At 57.5% G+C, this 14,574-nt stretch carries 13 protein-coding genes and 2 tRNA genes; 14 read left to right on the forward strand and 1 reads right to left on the reverse strand.

Annotated elements, in window-relative coordinates; genetic code table 11:
- The first annotated feature begins 187 nt into the window (after nucleotides 1-187).
- The 4 genes from carA (at nucleotide 188) to ACWIKB_RS26225 (ending at nucleotide 5,570) form a co-directional block, all read left to right on the forward strand.
- Nucleotides 188-1,324, forward strand: coding sequence for a glutamine-hydrolyzing carbamoyl-phosphate synthase small subunit (gene carA / locus ACWIKB_RS26210; RefSeq protein WP_463259374.1), 1,137 nt, complete (start codon nucleotides 188-190; stop codon nucleotides 1,322-1,324).
- A 118-nt stretch (nucleotides 1,325-1,442) separates the two neighbouring features.
- Nucleotides 1,443-4,664 (forward strand): carbamoyl-phosphate synthase large subunit, encoded by a 3,222-nt coding sequence (carB, locus tag ACWIKB_RS26215; protein ID WP_475270392.1) that lies wholly within the window; start codon nucleotides 1,443-1,445, stop codon nucleotides 4,662-4,664.
- Nucleotides 4,661-5,137 (forward strand): transcription elongation factor GreA, encoded by a 477-nt coding sequence (greA, locus tag ACWIKB_RS26220; protein WP_054050053.1) that lies wholly within the window; start codon nucleotides 4,661-4,663, stop codon nucleotides 5,135-5,137. Before carB ends, greA begins: the two co-directional genes overlap by 4 nt.
- A 28-nt stretch (nucleotides 5,138-5,165) precedes the next feature.
- Complete coding sequence (locus ACWIKB_RS26225) at nucleotides 5,166-5,570, forward strand: MFS transporter (protein WP_475270393.1); 405 nt, start codon at nucleotides 5,166-5,168, stop codon at nucleotides 5,568-5,570.
- Nucleotides 5,571-5,579: 9 nt separating this feature from the next.
- Here the strand turns inward: ACWIKB_RS26225 and ACWIKB_RS26230 are convergent, their stop codons facing one another.
- Nucleotides 5,580-5,888 (reverse strand): YhbY family RNA-binding protein, encoded by a 309-nt coding sequence (locus ACWIKB_RS26230; protein WP_008005472.1) that lies wholly within the window; start codon nucleotides 5,886-5,888, stop codon nucleotides 5,580-5,582.
- A gap of 105 nt (nucleotides 5,889-5,993) precedes the next feature.
- Here ACWIKB_RS26230 and rlmE point away from each other — a divergent pair, with 105 nt between their 5' ends.
- From rlmE to nusA, 10 genes are all read left to right on the forward strand, one after another.
- Complete coding sequence (rlmE, locus tag ACWIKB_RS26235) at nucleotides 5,994-6,623, forward strand: 23S rRNA (uridine(2552)-2'-O)-methyltransferase RlmE (protein ID WP_020299918.1); 630 nt, start codon at nucleotides 5,994-5,996, stop codon at nucleotides 6,621-6,623.
- Between the two features lie 202 nt (nucleotides 6,624-6,825).
- Complete coding sequence (ftsH, locus tag ACWIKB_RS26240; RefSeq protein WP_054050044.1) at nucleotides 6,826-8,739, forward strand: ATP-dependent zinc metalloprotease FtsH; 1,914 nt, start codon at nucleotides 6,826-6,828, stop codon at nucleotides 8,737-8,739.
- A gap of 8 nt (nucleotides 8,740-8,747) precedes the next feature.
- On the forward strand, nucleotides 8,748-9,599 hold the full coding sequence (folP, locus tag ACWIKB_RS26245) for a dihydropteroate synthase (RefSeq protein WP_475270395.1): 852 nt from the start codon (nucleotides 8,748-8,750) through the stop codon (nucleotides 9,597-9,599).
- A 16-nt stretch (nucleotides 9,600-9,615) separates the two neighbouring features.
- Complete coding sequence (gene glmM / locus ACWIKB_RS26250; RefSeq protein ID WP_475270396.1) at nucleotides 9,616-10,953, forward strand: phosphoglucosamine mutase; 1,338 nt, start codon at nucleotides 9,616-9,618, stop codon at nucleotides 10,951-10,953.
- 66 nt (nucleotides 10,954-11,019) lie between these two features.
- Nucleotides 11,020-11,775, forward strand: a complete 756-nt coding sequence (gene tpiA / locus ACWIKB_RS26255) for a triose-phosphate isomerase (protein WP_475270397.1) — start codon at nucleotides 11,020-11,022, stop codon at nucleotides 11,773-11,775.
- A 4-nt stretch (nucleotides 11,776-11,779) separates the two neighbouring features.
- Entirely contained in the window at nucleotides 11,780-12,163 is a 384-nt protein-coding gene (secG, locus tag ACWIKB_RS26260) for a preprotein translocase subunit SecG (protein ID WP_201194393.1), read from the forward strand.
- Between the two features lie 22 nt (nucleotides 12,164-12,185).
- Nucleotides 12,186-12,271 (forward strand) — tRNA-Leu (locus tag ACWIKB_RS26265).
- A 96-nt stretch (nucleotides 12,272-12,367) separates the two neighbouring features.
- Nucleotides 12,368-12,444 (forward strand) — tRNA-Met (locus tag ACWIKB_RS26270).
- Nucleotides 12,445-12,582: 138 nt separating this feature from the next.
- Nucleotides 12,583-13,041 (forward strand): ribosome maturation factor RimP, encoded by a 459-nt coding sequence (rimP, locus tag ACWIKB_RS26275; RefSeq protein WP_010463487.1) that lies wholly within the window; start codon nucleotides 12,583-12,585, stop codon nucleotides 13,039-13,041.
- A gap of 47 nt (nucleotides 13,042-13,088) precedes the next feature.
- Nucleotides 13,089-14,570, forward strand: a complete 1,482-nt coding sequence (gene nusA / locus ACWIKB_RS26280) for a transcription termination factor NusA (RefSeq protein WP_008024459.1) — start codon at nucleotides 13,089-13,091, stop codon at nucleotides 14,568-14,570.
- Nucleotides 14,571-14,574 lie beyond the last annotated feature (4 nt).

Here is a 14,574-nt window from a genome sequence, read left to right on the forward strand (position 1 = left end):
ATTCCATAGCCTTTCAGGCTCATTGGCGGTAGACCAAAAAAGCCTTTTTCTGTAAGCTACAGCTTTAGTGTGTTCACTAAAAGCGCGCAGAATAATTCAGTGAATGAGCGGGGTGACGTGTCCATACGTCACTCCGCTTTTTTACACCTGCGATCGCCCTTTCAGGCTTTATTTACGGGAGGTCTTCTTGACTAAGCCAGCCATACTCGCCCTTGCTGATGGCAGCATTTTTCGCGGCGAAGCAATTGGAGCCGACGGTCAAACCGTTGGTGAGGTGGTGTTCAACACCGCCATGACCGGCTATCAGGAAATCCTTACCGATCCTTCCTACGCCCAACAGATCGTTACCCTGACTTACCCGCACATCGGTAACACCGGTACTACACCGGAAGACGCCGAGTCCGACCGCGTCTGGTCCGCTGGCCTGGTCATCCGCGACCTGCCTCTGGTTGCGAGTAACTGGCGTAACACGATGTCCCTGTCCGACTACCTGAAAGCCAACAACGTTGTGGCGATCGCGGGTATCGACACTCGCCGCCTGACACGCATCCTGCGTGAGAAAGGCGCGCAGAACGGCTGCATCATGGCCGGCGACAACATCTCCGAAGAAGCTGCCATCGCCGCAGCGCAAGGCTTCCCTGGCCTCAAAGGCATGGACTTGGCGAAAGTCGTCAGCACCAAAGAGAAGTACGAGTGGCGCTCGACTGTCTGGGACTTGAAGACCGACAGCCACGCGACCATCGACGCTTCCGAGTTGCCGTACCATGTGGTTGCCTACGACTACGGCGTCAAGCTGAACATCCTGCGCATGCTGGTCGCGCGCGGTTGCCGCGTGACCGTGGTGCCGGCTCAAACGCCAGCCGCCGACGTTCTGGCGCTGAAGCCGGACGGTGTGTTCCTGTCCAACGGCCCGGGTGACCCAGAGCCTTGCGACTATGCGATCCAGGCGATCAAGGACGTACTCGAAACCGAGATTCCGGTATTTGGCATCTGCCTCGGTCACCAACTGCTGGCCCTGGCCTCCGGTGCCAAGACCCTGAAAATGGGGCACGGCCACCACGGTGCCAACCACCCGGTCCAGGATCTGGACACCGGCGTTGTGATGATCACCAGCCAGAACCACGGTTTTGCGGTAGATGATGCGACCCTGCCAGCCAACGTTCGGGCGATCCACAAATCGCTGTTCGACGGCACCCTGCAAGGGATCGAGCGTACCGACAAGAGCGCCTTCAGCTTCCAGGGTCACCCTGAAGCCAGCCCTGGCCCGAACGACGTAGCGCCTCTGTTTGATCGCTTCATCAACGAAATGGCCAAGCGACGCTGATCGCTAGCCCTGATGCAGCAAAGCTTGAGGGTGGTCCCGACACCGGCGGCCCCCTCAAGGCTTCACAGATTGAACAAGACGGCTTGCCGACTGACCTGCGGATTTGAGTGACAAACCCATGCCAAAACGTACAGACATAAAAAGCATCCTGATTCTCGGCGCTGGCCCGATCGTTATCGGCCAGGCCTGCGAATTCGACTACTCCGGCGCCCAGGCCTGCAAAGCCCTGCGCGAGGAGGGTTACCGCGTCATCCTGGTGAACTCCAACCCGGCGACCATCATGACCGACCCGGACATGGCTGACGCCACGTACATCGAGCCGATCAAGTGGCAGACCGTTGCCAAGATCATCGAGAAAGAGCGTCCGGACGCGCTGCTGCCGACGATGGGCGGCCAGACCGCTCTGAACTGTGCACTGGACCTGGAGCGCGAAGGCGTTCTGGAGAAGTTCGGCGTAGAGATGATCGGCGCCAACGCTGACACCATCGACAAGGCTGAAGACCGTTCGCGTTTCGACAAGGCGATGAAATCCATCGGCCTGGACTGCCCGCGTTCGGGTATCGCCCACAGCATGGAAGAGGCCAACGCAGTGCTCGAGAAGCTTGGCTTCCCGTGCATCATCCGTCCGTCCTTCACCATGGGCGGCACTGGCGGCGGTATCGCTTACAACCGTGAAGAGTTCGAAGAAATCTGCGCCCGTGGTCTGGACCTGTCGCCGACTAAAGAGCTGCTGATCGACGAATCCCTGATCGGCTGGAAAGAGTACGAGATGGAGGTTGTCCGCGATAAGAAGGACAACTGCATCATCGTCTGCTCCATCGAAAACTTTGACCCGATGGGTGTGCACACCGGTGACTCGATCACTGTTGCGCCAGCACAGACCCTGACGGACAAGGAATACCAGATCATGCGTAACGCCTCCCTGGCGGTACTGCGTGAGATCGGCGTTGAAACCGGTGGCTCCAACGTCCAGTTCGGCATCTGCCCGGACACTGGCCGTATGGTCGTGATCGAGATGAACCCGCGTGTATCCCGCTCTTCGGCACTGGCCTCGAAAGCCACTGGTTTCCCGATTGCGCGTATCGCTGCCAAGCTGGCGATCGGCTACACCCTGGACGAATTGCAGAACGAAATCACCGGCGGCGCTACTCCTGCGTCCTTCGAGCCGTCCATCGACTACGTCGTGACCAAGCTGCCGCGCTTCGCCTTCGAGAAATTCCCGAAAGCCGACGCACGCCTGACTACTCAAATGAAGTCGGTTGGTGAAGTCATGGCCATCGGCCGGACCTTCCAGGAGTCCCTGCAGAAAGCTTTGCGCGGTCTGGAAGTGGGCGTTTGCGGCCTGGACGAGAAGCTCGACCTGAGCAACCCGGAAAGCATGAGCATCCTCAAGCGCGAACTGACCGTGCCGGGCGCCGAGCGCATCTGGTACGTGGCTGACGCCTTCCGCGCCGGTCTGTCGGTCGAAGACATCTTCGGCATGAACATGATCGACCCGTGGTTCCTGGTGCAGATCGAAGATCTGATCAAGGAAGAAGAGAAGGTCAAGACCCTGGGTCTGGCCAGCATCGACCGCGACCTGATGTTCAAGCTCAAGCGCAAAGGCTTCTCCGACATGCGTCTGGCCAAGCTGCTGGGCGTGACCGAGAAGGCTCTGCGTCGCCATCGCCACAAGCTAGAAGTGTTCCCGGTCTACAAGCGCGTTGACACCTGCGCGGCCGAATTCGCCACTGACACCGCCTACATGTACTCGACCTACGAGGAAGAGTGCGAAGCTGCGCCGTCGGGCCGCGACAAGATCATGATCCTGGGCGGCGGTCCTAACCGTATCGGCCAAGGCATCGAGTTCGACTACTGCTGCGTACACGCGGCACTGGCCCTGCGCGCCGACGGGTACGAGACCATCATGGTCAACTGCAACCCGGAAACCGTGTCCACCGACTACGACACCTCCGATCGCCTGTACTTCGAACCAGTGACCCTGGAAGACGTGCTGGAAATCGTCCGCGTCGAGAAGCCAAAAGGCGTGATCGTCCAGTACGGCGGCCAAACCCCGCTGAAACTGGCTCGCGCCCTGGAAGAAGCCGGCGTGCCGATCATCGGCACCAGCCCTGACGCCATCGACCGTGCGGAAGACCGTGAGCGCTTCCAGCAAATGGTCGAGCGCCTGAACCTGCGTCAGCCGCCAAACGCCACTGTGCGCAGTGAAGACGAAGCGATTCGTGCCGCTGCCAAGATCGGTTACCCGCTGGTGGTTCGTCCGTCCTACGTACTGGGCGGCCGCGCGATGGAAATCGTCTACGAAGAAGAAGAACTGAAACGCTACCTGCGTGACGCGGTGAAAGTGTCCAACGACAGCCCGGTGCTGCTCGACCACTTCCTCAACTGCGCCATCGAAATGGACGTGGACGCAGTTTGCGACGGCACCGACGTGGTTATCGGCGCAATCATGCAGCACATCGAGCAGGCTGGCGTTCACTCCGGTGACTCCGCGTGCTCCCTGCCGCCGTACTCGCTGCCTGGGCATATCCAGGACGAGATGCGCGAACAGGTCAAGAAAATGGCCCTGGAACTGGGCGTTGTCGGCCTGATGAACGTGCAGTTGGCGCTGCAAGGCGAAGACATCTACGTCATTGAGGTCAACCCGCGCGCTTCCCGTACCGTACCGTTCGTGTCCAAGTGCATCGGTGTTTCCCTTGCCATGATCGCGGCTCGCGTGATGGCCGGTAAAACCTTGAAAGAAATTGGCTTCACCAAGGAAATCATTCCGAACTTCTACAGCGTGAAAGAGGCGGTGTTCCCATTCGCCAAATTCCCTGGCGTGGACCCGATCCTGGGCCCAGAGATGAAGTCCACCGGTGAAGTGATGGGCGTGGGTGACACCTTCGGCGAAGCCTTTGCCAAGGCCCAGATGGGTGCCAGCGAAGTGCTGCCGACCGGTGGTACCGCGTTCATCAGCGTGCGTGACGACGATAAACCACTGGTTGCAGGTGTGGCCCGTGATCTGATCAACTTGGGCTTCGAAGTGGTCGCCACTGCCGGCACTGCCAAGCTGATCGAAGCCGCAGGCCTGAAAGTGCGTCGTGTGAACAAGGTGACCGAAGGTCGTCCGCACGTGGTCGACATGATCAAGAATGACGAAGTCACTCTGATCATCAACACCACCGAAGGTCGCCAGTCGATCGCTGATTCCTACTCCATTCGTCGTAATGCCTTGCAGCACAAGATCTACTGCACCACGACCATTGCTGCTGGCGAAGCTATCTGCGAAGCGCTGAAGTTCGGTCCCGAGAAGACCGTGCGCCGCTTGCAGGACCTACACGCAGGATTGAAGGCATGATCAAATACCCAATGACCGTCCAGGGCGCAAAAGCCCTGGAAGAAGAACACGCTCACCTGACCAAGGTCGTCCGTCCGAAGCTCAGCCAGGACATTGGTACGGCCCGCGAGTTGGGTGACCTGAAGGAAAACGCCGAATACCACGCCGCTCGCGAGCAGCAGGGTATGGTCGAGGCGCGGATCCGTGATATCGAAGGCCGCATGCAGAATGCGGTGATCATCGATGTCACGACCATCCCTCACACCGGTAAAGTGATTTTCGGCACCACCGTTGAAATCGCCAACGTCGAAACCGACGAAACTGTCACTTACCACATCGTGGGTGAGGACGAGGCAGACTTCAAACTGGGCAAGATCTCGGTGGGTTCGCCACTGGCTCGCGCCTTGATCGCCAAGGAAGAGGGTGACGTGGTTGCGGTCAAAACGCCTAGCGGCGTTATCGAGTATGAGATTGTCGAAGTCCGCCATATCTGAAAGAAGGCGCCCGCTCCGTGCGGGCGCCATGCTTTGGCAACTGACTCAGATGTTGTGGGTCGGCGGCCTGTGGCTGTTGCATATCGGTCTGCTGCCGGTGCTGGGCAAGATTGGCCTGGCGCCGCTGCTGATCGACGAAATCGAAGGCATGCTGGATGCGCTGATGGTGGGATTCGCCACAGCGTGTGTGATTTTTCAGGCTTTGGTGCTGGTTCAGGCTGAGGGCCTTGCCAGTCTATGGCGCGATATTCGCGGGCAACTGCTGATGATGGCGCTGTATGCTTGCGCGATGTTTTTCATCGTACGCTCTGGCTGGCCGCAGGCAGTGCGCTGGGAAACGTTCAGCTATCTGGTCCTGGGGTTTTCCGGGCTGGTGCTGGTGTTGCAGCCGGTGCCTGGATGGAGTGGCAGGGTGCGCGAAGCACACCCTTGACCCTTGCCATCACTTGAAGCGATGGACGTTCGACAGCTGCTTGTTGACGCTGAAGTTCTTGCGGTAAATCAGTGCCATCTTGCCGATGACCTGAACAAGGTCCGCTTTGCCGACCTTGCACAGTTCTGCAATATTTGCCAGGCGAGACTCGCGATCGAGGATGTTGAGCTTGATTTTAATCAGCTCGTGATCCGCCAAAGCGCGTTCAAGTTCGGCTAACACACCTTCAGTCAAACCGTTGTCAGCCACAGTCAAAACTGGTTTCAGATGGTGGCCAATGGATTTGTACTGTTTCTTCTGCTCTTGAGTGAGCGGCATAATCTGACCCCTGCGTCTGATCTTGTAAAAAGCGGCGGCCAGTTTACCCGAGCGAGTCCGGGACCGCCCAGTTAATCACGACCCGATTTATTTTTGAGGTGGCCCGTGGCCCGTTCCAAGACAAGCCTTAAGTGGCTGCAAAGACATGTCAATGATCCCTATGTGAAGCAGGCGCAGAAGGATGGTTACCGTTCGCGTGCGAGTTACAAGCTTCTGGAGGTCCAGGAGAAATACAAACTGATCCGTCCGGGTATGAGCGTTGTCGACCTGGGAGCGGCGCCCGGCGGCTGGTCGCAGGTCACTAGTCGGCTGATCGGTGGTCAGGGGCGTCTGATCGCCTCGGACATCCTGGAAATGGACAGCATTCCGGACGTGACTTTCATCCAGGGTGACTTCACCCGGGACGACGTGCTCGCTCAGATCCTAGAAGCCGTGGGTAATTCGCAGGTGGACCTTGTGATTTCCGATATGGCCCCCAATATGAGTGGTACGCCTGAGGTGGACATGCCAAAAGCCATGTTTCTATGTGAGCTGGCTCTTGATCTGGCAGCTCGCATACTCAAGCCAGGTGGTAATTTCGTGATCAAGGTGTTTCAAGGCGAAGGGTTTGATGCTTACGTGAAGGACGCTCGTCAGAAATTCGACAAGGTTCAGATGATCAAGCCGGACTCTTCCCGTGGCAGCTCCCGCGAGCAATACATGCTGGCTTGGGGCTACCGCGGCCGTAGTGAGTAAATCGAGGTTTTTCAGCGGGTCGATAGGTTTTTCGTATTTCGCCCCGTGAGCATTAGCGAATATTGTGTAGAAAGTGTTTCACAAAGGGTTACAGACGGCGCCTGCCAGAGCCGTAGGTAATGTAGTAAGTTAGGCCGGTGAATATCATGCGAAGCGCGCGCCAGTAGCGGAGCTTGCTTCAGAGGGTAGTTAATTGAACGATATGGCAAAGAATCTGATCCTGTGGTTGATCATCGCGGCTGTCCTCGTGACGGTGATGAACAACTTCTCCAGCCCTAACGAGCCGCAGACCCTCAACTATTCCGACTTCATCCAGCAGGTCAAGGATGGCAAGGTCGAGCGCGTAGCCGTAGACGGCTATGTGATTACCGGCAAGCGCAACGATGGCGATAGCTTCAAGACCATCCGTCCGGCAATCCAGGACAATGGCCTGATCGGCGACCTGGTGGATAACCACGTCGTAGTCGAAGGCAAGCAGCCTGAACAGCAAAGCATCTGGACTCAACTCCTGGTCGCAAGCTTCCCGATCCTGGTAATCATCGCCGTGTTCATGTTCTTCATGCGGCAGATGCAGGGCGGTGCCGGTGGCAAGGGCGGGCCGATGAGCTTCGGCAAGAGCAAGGCACGTCTGCTCTCCGAAGATCAGGTGAAAACCACCCTGGGTGACGTTGCCGGTTGCGACGAAGCCAAGGAAGAAGTTGGTGAGCTGGTCGAGTTCCTGCGTGACCCGGGCAAGTTCCAGCGCCTGGGTGGCCGCATTCCTCGCGGCGTGCTGATGGTCGGTCCTCCGGGTACCGGTAAAACCTTGCTCGCCAAGGCAATTGCCGGCGAAGCCAAGGTGCCGTTCTTCACCATCTCCGGTTCCGATTTCGTCGAAATGTTCGTCGGTGTCGGTGCCAGCCGTGTTCGCGACATGTTCGAACAAGCCAAGAAGCACGCGCCATGCATCATCTTCATCGATGAAATCGACGCCGTTGGTCGCCATCGTGGCGCCGGCATGGGCGGTGGTCACGATGAGCGCGAGCAGACTCTCAACCAGTTGCTGGTAGAGATGGACGGCTTCGAGATGAATGACGGCATCATCGTCATCGCCGCAACCAACCGTCCTGACGTGCTGGACCCTGCATTGCTACGTCCAGGCCGTTTCGACCGTCAGGTTGTGGTCGGTCTGCCGGACATCCGTGGTCGTGAGCAGATTCTCAAGGTCCACATGCGCAAAGTGCCAATGGGTGACGATGTTGCTCCGGCTGTGATCGCTCGTGGTACGCCTGGGTTCTCCGGTGCTGACCTTGCTAACCTGGTGAACGAAGCGTCGTTGTTCGCTGCCCGTACCGGTAAGCGCATCGTCGAGATGAAAGAATTCGAACTGGCCAAAGACAAGATCATGATGGGCGCCGAGCGCAAATCGATGGTCATGTCCGAGAAAGAAAAACAGAACACTGCTTACCATGAAGCTGGCCACGCTATCGTCGGTCGCGTCGTGCCTGAGCATGATCCGGTCTACAAGGTGTCGATCATTCCGCGCGGTCGTGCGCTGGGTGTGACCATGTTCTTGCCGGAAGAAGATCGCTACAGCCTGTCCAAGCGTGCGTTGATCAGCCAGATCTGCTCGCTGTACGGCGGTCGTATTGCTGAAGAGATGACGTTGGGCTTTGATGGCGTTACCACGGGTGCGTCGAACGACATCATGCGTGCGAGTCAGATTGCGCGGAACATGGTGACCAAGTGGGGCCTGTCGGAAAAACTCGGTCCGTTGATGTATGCCGAAGAAGAGGGTGAAGTGTTCCTCGGTCGTGGCGGTGGCGGTCAGAGTGCAAGCTTCTCCGGTGAGACTGCCAAGCTGATCGATTCCGAGGTGCGCAGCATCATTGACCAGTGCTACGGCACGGCTAAGCAGATCCTCACGGACAACCGTGACAAGCTTGACGCCATGGCTGATGCCTTGATGAAGTACGAGACGATCGATGCTGATCAGATCGATGACATCATGGCAGGCCGTACGCCTCGCGAACCTCGCGACTGGTCGGGCGGTGGTGCTGGTACCTCCGGAACACCTCCGGTGGCGCAGGACCCGCGTCCGGAAACACCGATCGGCGGCCCGGCTGCTGACGTTTAAGGTTTGAAATGACTTCTGTTCAGTCCCTGACCCGGTTGCCTTGCGGCAACCGGGTTCTTGATTTGGCCCAGACGCATGTCATGGGCATTCTCAACGTCACTCCTGATTCCTTTTCTGACGGCGGCCGTTACAGTCAGCTCGATGCGGCATTACGCCACGCCGAAGCGATGGTGGCGGCTGGCGCGACGCTGATTGATGTCGGTGGTGAGTCCACCCGGCCCGGCGCCAGGGCGGTTTCGCCGCTCGAAGAGCTTGAGCGTGTTGCGCCGATCGTCGAGCGAATTAATCAAGAGCTGGATGTCATTATTTCTGTTGATACCTCCACGCCAGCCGTTATGCGTGAAACTGCACGACTGGGCGCGGGGTTGATCAATGATGTGCGCTCATTGCGGCGTGACGGTGCCCTGGATGCAGCTGCGGCCACGGGGTTGCCGGTATGCCTGATGCATATGCTCGGCGAGCCGGGCGACATGCAAGACAACCCGCAGTATCGTGACGTGACGAAAGAAGTTGGCGAGTTCCTTGTCGAGCGCATGGCGCAATGTGCTGCAGTCGGGATCCCGGCTGAGCGGATCATCCTTGATCCGGGTTTCGGTTTCGCGAAAACCCTGCAGCACAATCTAAGCTTGTTTAAACATATGGACGCCTTGCATGCCTTGGGGCGGCCCCTGTTGGTCGGGGTTTCGCGAAAGAGCATGATTGGACAGGCGTTGAATCGTCCGGTTGGAGAGCGCCTTTTTGGTGGTCTGGCACTTGCAGCGCTGGCGTCGGTCAAAGGCGCGCGTATCTTGCGTGTCCATGATGTGGCCGAAACAGTTGACGTGGTGCGGATGATCGCTGCAGTGGAATCAGCCGAATAAGAATGATGGAGCACTTATGAGTAAGAAATATTTTGGTACCGACGGCATTCGTGGTCGGGTCGGCCAATATCCAATCACTCCGGACTTCATGCTGAAGCTTGGCTGGGCGGCCGGTATGGCATTCCGCAAGATGGGTGCCTGCAAGGTGCTGGTCGGCAAGGACACGCGTATCTCCGGGTACATGTTTGAATCGGCGCTGGAGGCCGGGCTTACGTCGGCAGGCGCCGATGTGATGTTGCTGGGGCCGATGCCGACCCCCGCTATCGCCTATCTGACACGGACGTTCCACGCCGAGGCCGGCATCGTGATCAGTGCTTCGCACAATCCTCATGATGACAATGGCATCAAGTTTTTCTCCGGCAAGGGCACAAAGCTTCCGGATGAAGTCGAGCTGATGATTGAAGAATTGCTCGACACCCCGATGACCGTGGTTGAATCGAGCAAGATCGGCAAGGTTTCGCGCATCAATGACGCTTCGGGTCGTTACATTGAATTCTGCAAGAGCAGCGTCCCGACCGGCACCAGCTTCGCGGGCCTGAGGATCGTGATCGATTGCGCCCATGGTGCGGTCTACAAAGTGGCGCCTAGCGTGTTCCGTGAGCTGGGTGCCGATGTTGTCGTGCTGTCGGCTCAGCCGAATGGCCTGAACATCAACGACAATTGCGGTTCGACCCATATGGGCCAGCTGCAAGCCGCCGTATTGGCCGAGCATGCCGATCTCGGTATCGCCTTTGACGGTGATGGTGATCGGGTCCTGATGGTTGATCACACTGGCGCTATCGTCGATGGCGACGAGCTTTTGTTCATTATTGCGCGCGATCTGCATGAGCGTGACAAGTTGCAGGGCGGTGTTGTCGGTACGTTGATGAGCAACCTGGGGCTGGAACTGGCTCTGGCGGATCTGGCGATTCCTTTTGTGCGCGCCAATGTCGGTGACCGTTATGTGATCGCTGATCTGTTGGAGCGCAACTGGATGGTCGGTGGTGAGAACTCCGGGCATATCGTCTGCTTCAACCACACCACAACCGGTGATGCAATTATCGCTGCGTTGCAGGTGCTGATGGCGCTGAAGACTCGCTCCGAAGGGTTGGCTCAGGCCCGCCAGGCGCTGCGCAAATGTCCACAGGTGCTGATCAATGTCCGTTTCGGTGGTGGGGCGAGCCCCCTCGATCATCCGTCGGTCAAAGAGGCCAGTGAGCGCGTCACCCAGGCTATGGCCGGTCGTGGGCGTGTGCTGTTACGCAAGTCTGGGACAGAGCCGCTGGTGCGGGTCATGGTCGAAGGCGAGGACGAAACACTGGTTCGTGGTTACGCTGAAGAGCTGGCAAAACTGGTTACTGAAGTTTCTGCCTGAATTCGGCTTGCCAGCCATGATTGTGTTGGGTAACATCTGCGCCCACTTTGACCGACGAGGTACAGCATGCGTCGCCCTATGGTAGCTGGTAACTGGAAGATGCACGGTACCCGCGCCAGCGTCGCTGAGCTGATCAAAGGCTTGGGTAATCTGGCCTTGCCGAGCGGTGTTGATGTTGCGGTATTCCCGTCTTTCCTGCATATCAATCAAGTGATTGATGGTCTGGAAGGCAAGTCGATCAAGGTCGGCGCGCAGAACGCTGCGGTGGAATCCAAGCAAGGTGCGTTGACCGGTGAAGTTGCACCGAGTCAGCTGGCTGATGAAGGTTGCTCCCTGGTGCTCGTCGGGCATTCCGAGCGGCGCCAGATCATCGGCGAGAGTGATGAAACACTCATTCGCAAGTTTGCAGCGGCACAGGCATGTGGCTTGATTCCGGTGTTGTGTATAGGGGAAACCCTTGAGCAGCGCGAAGCCGGTAAAACGCTTGAGGTTGTCGGGCATCAGCTAGGCAGCGTCATAGAGAAGCTGGGTGTCGAAGTTTTTGCAAAGGCAGTAATTGCTTACGAGCCGGTCTGGGCCATTGGTACCGGGCTGACTGCTTCGCCGCAACAGGCGCAGGATGTGCATGCAGCCATTCGTGCTCAGTTGGCGGCAGAGAATTCTGAGGTCGCACAAGGTGTGCGGCTTCTATACGGCGGCAGCGTGAAGGCGGCCAATGCGGTCGAACTGTTCGGCATGCCGGATATCGATGGGGGGCTCATTGGTGGGGCTTCCCTGAATGCAGATGAGTTCGGTGCGATTTGTCGCGCCGCGGGAAACTGAAAAAATGCTGGAAACAGTCGTAGTCGTTTTTCATCTGCTGGGTGCATTGGGCGTAGTTGCTCTGGTATTGCTGCAGCAGGGTAAAGGTGCGGATGCTGGCGCGTCTTTCGGAGCAGGTGCTTCAAATACTGTGTTCGGAAGCCAAGGTTCCTCTACCTTTCTTAGTAAGTTTACTGCTATACTTGCCGCAGGTTTCTTCATAACCAGCTTAGGGTTAGGTTACTTTGCTAAAGAGAAAGCTCACCAGCTGACTCAAGTAGGTTTACCAAATCCAGCAGTGTTGGAAGTTCCAAAGCAAAAACCGGCTTCTGATGATGTCCCGGTGCTTCAAGAGCAAAAGTCGGCTACTCCAGCGACTGACGTGCCTCCAGCTCAAGAGCAAAAGTAAGAAGGGTTTCAAACGTAGTATTGCCGAGGTGGTGGAATTGGTAGACACGCAACCTTGAGGTGGTTGTGCCCATAGGGTGTAGGGGTTCGAGTCCCCTTCTCGGTACCAATTATCAGGAGAGCCCGCTGTTGCGGGCTTTCTTGTAGGTGGAAGGTTACATTGACCCTGTTAGGGATCGGTCGTATACTTCCGCCCCAGCTTTGTCGCGGGGTGGAGCAGTCTGGTAGCTCGTCGGGCTCATAACCCGAAGGTCGTCGGTTCAAATCCGGCCCCCGCAACCAGTTTAAGGAGCCCCTTTTAAGGGGCTTTTTGTTAGCTGGACACTTTCAACGCCGCTGTTCGACGGCGTTTCAAGGATGGGCGTTTCGCCCATTTTTTTATTTTGCATAGCATGCACATACATGCACGAGGGGGTTCAGGTGTCGAGCAAGCTAGAAGAGTTGCAGGCCTTGCTGGCCCCGGTGGTCGTGGCCCTAGGCTATGAATGCTGGGGTATTGAGTTTTCGGCTCAAGGTCGCCACTCAATGTTGCGCGTTTATATCGATAAAGAAGGCGGCGTGCTGGTGGACGATTGTGCCATCGTCAGCCGCCAGATCAGCGGTGTCCTGGATGTTGAAGATCCGATCGCCGTTGAGTACACCCTTGAAGTTTCCTCGCCTGGCATGGAACGCCCACTGTTCACTATTGAGCAGTTTGCAAAATTTGCCGGTGAACAAGTGAAGATCAAGCTGCGCTCGCCTTTCGAAGGCCGACGCAACTTTCAGGGCCTTCTGCGCGGTGTAGAAGAGCAGGACGTCGTGGTGCAGGTAGAAGACCATGAGTTCCTGTTGCCGATCGATATGATCGACAAGGCCAACATTATTCCCAGTTTTGACTGAGACGCGGATCCCGCGGATCCAATGGCTTGCGAAAGGCGAGGCGTACGATGAGCAAAGAAGTACTGCTGGTTGTTGAGTCGGTATCCAATGAAAAGGGCGTACCGGCAAACGTAATTTTTGAAGCGCTGGAGCTGGCTCTGGCCACTGCTACCAAAAAACGTTTCGAGGACGAAGTCGATCTGCGTGTGGAAATCAATCGCCACACCGGTGCTTACGAGACATTCCGTCGCTGGACGGTCGTCGAAGAAGCAGATCTGGACGATCCGGCCATCGAAACCTGGCCGAGCAAGGTTGCCGAAACGCATCCTGGCGCTCAGGTCGGTGACGTAGTCGAAGAAAAAATCGAATCCATCGAGTTCGGCCGCATTGCTGCACAGACTGCCAAGCAAGTCATCGTGCAGAAAGTTCGCGAAGCCGAGCGCGCGCAAGTTGTTGACGCTTATCGCGAGCGCCTGGGTGAAATCATCTCCGGCACCGTGAAGAAAGTAACCCGCGACAACGTGATCGTCGACCTGGGCAACAACGCTGAAGCGTTGCTGGCTCGTGAAGACATCATCTCTCGCGAAACCTTCCGGGTTGGCGTGCGTCTGCGTGCGCTGCTCAAGGAAATCCGCACCGAGAACCGCGGCCCGCAGCTGATCCTGTCGCGTACCGCGCCGGAAATGCTGATCGAGTTGTTCCGCATCGAAGTGCCGGAAATCGCTGAAGGCCTGATCGAAGTAATGGCTGCGTCCCGTGACCCGGGTTCGCGCGCCAAGATCGCGGTCCGCAGCAAGGACAAACGCATTGATCCGCAAGGCGCTTGCATCGGTATGCGCGGTTCGCGCGTCCAGGCAGTGTCGGGCGAATTGGGCGGCGAGCGTGTGGACATCGTTCTGTGGGACGATAACCCGGCTCAGTTCGTGATCAATGCAATGTCGCCGGCTGAAGTGGCGGCAATTATCGTTGACGAAGATGCCCATGCAATGGACATCGCCGTTGGCGCAGACAATCTGGCTCAGGCCATCGGTCGCGGTGGTCAGAACGTGCGTCTGGCTAGCCAGTTGACTGGCTGGACCCTGAACGTGATGACCGAATCGGACATCCAGGCTAAGCAGCAAGCAGAAACCGGCGACATCCTGCGCAACTTCATCGACGAGCTGGAAGTCGACGAAGACCTGGCACAGGTGCTGGTAGATGAAGGCTTCACCAGCCTGGAAGAGATTGCCTACGTACCGTTGGAAGAAATGCTCAACATCGACGGCTTTGACGAAGAAACCGTCAACGAGCTTCGCGCTCGCGCCAAGGATCGTTTGTTGACCAAAGCCATCGCTACTGAGGAAAAGCTGGCAGACGCCCATCCGGCCGAAGACCTGCTCTCGCTTGAGGGTATGGACAAGGATTTGGCGATGGAACTGGCGGTGCGCGGCGTAATTACCCGCGAAGACCTGGCCGAGCAGTCTATTGACGACCTGCTCGACATCGACGGCATTGACGATGATCGTGCCGGCAAGTTGATCATGGCCGCCCGAGCCCACTGGTTCGAGTAATTAG

It is taken from the genome of Pseudomonas sp. 5Vm1k (assembly GCF_056161485.1).